The sequence below is a fragment of the Bizionia gelidisalsuginis genome (assembly GCF_008086185.1).
Taxonomy (GTDB): Bacteria; Bacteroidota; Bacteroidia; order Flavobacteriales; family Flavobacteriaceae; genus Bizionia; species Bizionia saleffrena.
The window spans coordinates 1-2,979 of the sequence record NZ_VSKN01000058.1 but is presented as its reverse complement, the minus strand read 5'-3'; the positions used below and the strand labels follow the sequence as shown (position 1 = coordinate 2,979).

Annotated in this window: 3 protein-coding genes; all 3 read right to left on the bottom strand. The window is 28.6% G+C overall.

From position 1 onward, the window contains the following. Positions 1–139: 139 nt before the first annotated feature. Genes ES677_RS14970 through ES677_RS14960 form a run of 3 tightly spaced genes read right to left on the bottom strand, consistent with a single transcriptional unit; the run spans position 140 to position 2,878 of the window. A complete protein-coding gene (locus tag ES677_RS14970) occupies positions 140–1,741 on the bottom strand; it encodes a DUF2326 domain-containing protein (protein ID WP_148381693.1) in 1,602 nt (533 codons plus the stop codon). After that, a complete protein-coding gene (locus ES677_RS14965; RefSeq protein ID WP_148381692.1) occupies positions 1,725–1,958 on the bottom strand; it encodes an ABC-three component system middle component 7 in 234 nt (77 codons plus the stop codon). Before ES677_RS14965 ends, ES677_RS14970 begins: the two co-directional genes overlap by 17 nt. A gap of 2 nt (positions 1,959–1,960) precedes the next feature. After that, entirely contained in the window at positions 1,961–2,878 is a 918-nt protein-coding gene (locus tag ES677_RS14960; protein WP_170235073.1) for an ABC-three component system protein, read from the bottom strand. Positions 2,879–2,979: the final 101 nt, after the last annotated feature.

Genomic DNA, 2,979 nt, shown 5'->3' with positions numbered 1-2,979 from the left:
GGTAGCTTCAATTGGTGTAAAGAGCAATTGTTGAGATGAACGTTGAACCGCCGTATACGAGACCCGTACGTACGGTGGTGTGAGAGGCGCACTGGCAATCATTCGATTGTCAGCCGTCTACTCGATTAGCAACTGGACTTTAGCTCCAATCTTTATTAAATAACTTTCTATCTTTTGATAATTCCAACACGCTTGATTCTTTCAGTTTTTTTCTGGATTTATCGTCATACTTGTTTATTCCGTCAATTGAAATAAAAATTTGATTTTCAAACCTTGAGTATTGTTCAATTATTTTATCTATTGCGATATCCTCTATGTTTTTAAATAAAATAGAATCGTGTATTAGAAAAGGAAGCACTGTTAGTTTCAAAATAGCTAAGTCAAACTCAATAAGATCTGCGTAAGATTTTCCTGTTCCTGTATTTGATGAATGGTCAAATTTGTATGATTTTCTTCCTAATTCTATTTTTGGTGTTTTTTTACCTTTAACGTGGATTTTCTCGTTTATTTCTATTAATTCCTTATTAATTTTAACTTCAATTTTTGTTAGAATATCTCCAATTAAAGAGTCAATATCAATTTCAATTTCTTTTACTTCTTCGGTTATATCAATTTTTTCTTGATAAAAACGATTTTCATTCGTCAATTTATTAGATTCAATCGTTAGTTCATAAATTTTGTCAACGATATATTTTGGACTACTAACGTTGCTTAATAATGTAGAAACTTTAAAATCAATTACTTCTATTCTTTCGTTAAAAAGTTCACTTTCTTTTTCTAAAAGTTCCTTTGCTGTTTTTATTTCTCTAGTTAATATTGTACTGATTTTATTATGAAAAGATTCTATTTCGGATATTCTTTCTTCATTAGGGTTTTCAAAAAATGCAGATAATCTATCCAGATGTTTGCTCTTTATTCTTTTTTGATTTAGATTTAAATCAAGACGTTTAATTTTATTTACTATGAGCGTCTGTTCTTTTAAAAGGTTGCTTTTTTCAACTTTAAGTTCAATAACTTCTTTGTTAGTGAGTTCTTCAATGTTTAATGTGAATTTTAAAATATTCTCTTTAATATTTGTTATCTCCTTTTCAATATCTTCTAATTGTATTCTGTTTTTTTCAAAAGTGGACTTTGTAATTTTGGGAATATAATTTTTTCTTATTGCACCAGTTAAAAATTTCTTTGAATCTTTTTTGTCTTTTAATTTTGTGGATGTCTCAACAATTTGATCGTAAAGGCCGAACAGTTTGATGATTCTAGAAATTGAAATTTCGTCTGCTTCTTTTGAAAAGGATAATAAAGGTTTGTCTACATTACAATTATCTTTTCCCCAAATTCTGGAAAATAATCCTACAATATCTCTAAAGGATGTTTGTAGATTGTTAATACCGTAATTTTGTAAAAGTAGTAATGTATATTCTTTAGTTGATATGTTATTTAGTGGATGATAATTTACATCACATACACTTACAATATCTGGATTTGAAGTTTGTCTTAAAAAATAGAGTTTATCGTTACCAAATTTAAATTTAAACTTGAATGTGAAATCTCCTAAATGCTCAATACTTCCTGAGTTTTTATTTATGAAAGTATTGCCACCAAAGACAAAATCAATAATCATTAAAAATGTAGACTTACCAATTGAATTGGTTGAAATATCATCTCCTAAAATTGAATTCAATCCATTCTTAAATTCAATTACGGGCTCAATAAACTTGTCGCATTTAATTTCTTTTAACATATTCTATATTTTCGTTTTCAAAGTCTACATTTATCATATCTAAAGCATATAATACGTCTAAAGAGATTATAAATTCGTCTGTACTTTTAAATTTTGTTTTAGTTTGATTGTATAATTCGTGAATATTTATAGTTAGTTTTTCACGTTGTTCTAAGACGGATATCATCTTATAAATTATAGATTCTTCGAAACGAATATTTTTATTTGGATAAATCATTTTTAAAATATTTCGCAGTTTTGTATGAAGTAGGATATTATTATTTCTGAAGCTTCGCGATTATCTTGTTTTGTTTGTTTTTGTAACCAAGTTGTCATTGCTTCAAAGATTTCTTTTTGATTAGTTCCTTGTTTTTTAAGAAGTAAATAATGAGTTTTTATTTGTGAAGAAATAATTTCTGTGGTCATCGGTTCTATAAAATCCAATTCTTTAAACTTATCGCTAATTTTATAAAAATAATCTTGTACGTTTTGATGTATTTTTCTTTTTGTTAAAACAGTAATTGTGTCATTTGTCTTTTTATCAATTGTTTTTGGACTATATTCTAGATTGTTCTCAAATTCCAAATCTTTTGCAACAAGCAATTCTATTATTTCGAAAATTTGGATTTCAATACTTGTTTTAGACCAAATATTTTGTTCCTTTTTTCTTTTAAGAATATCTTTTTTTATTTTAAATAATTCCCGATATTCTTCGACAGTTTTATCTTTATCATATCTTTTATGACAAGGATTACATAAACAAATTAAGTTATCTCCGTGGTCTGAATCCGAATTCAATAATTGTTCATCTTTTAAAATAATTACTTCTTTTGGAAGTGGATTTAATGGATAGATATGTGCAATCTCAAATCCTTTCTGATTCTTTCCGTTTTTTTCATAGATTAATGTTGTCGGACAAAGCGGACATATTCCATTAACTTCTGAATGTAAAATCAGTTGTTCGTTCTGTTGTATTTTTCTTCTTGAGTTGCTCAATGTTTGTTTTGTCTTGTTGCTAACGTTTAGTGTATGAGCTGTGGCGTGGTTCGTCACGGACAATTGCAAACAGGCACTTACCATTGGAAAATCCACAGGATTTTCCAAGTAGGCGAGAACAAGCCATTGCTTATACACAGTGTGTGTGCCCAGTATGGGCATCTTTTACTTACAGCAAAGTAAGTAATTAATCTAGAGGGTGCAAGTCCCTTATGCGCTGGGGTAACGCCTAGAAGCATTAGTAAGTCGCAAGGGTGGTAACT

Excerpts from the sequence above, each read along its gene's own strand:
- ES677_RS14965 (WP_148381692.1), bottom strand. The coding sequence starts at position 1,958 with ATGATTTATCCAAATAAAAATATTCGTTTCGAAGAATCTATAATTTAT.
- ES677_RS14970 (WP_148381693.1), bottom strand. The coding sequence starts at position 1,741 with ATGTTAAAAGAAATTAAATGCGACAAGTTTATTGAGCCCGTAATTGAA.
- ES677_RS14960 (WP_170235073.1), bottom strand. The coding sequence starts at position 2,878 with ATGCCCATACTGGGCACACACACTGTGTATAAGCAATGGCTTGTTCTC.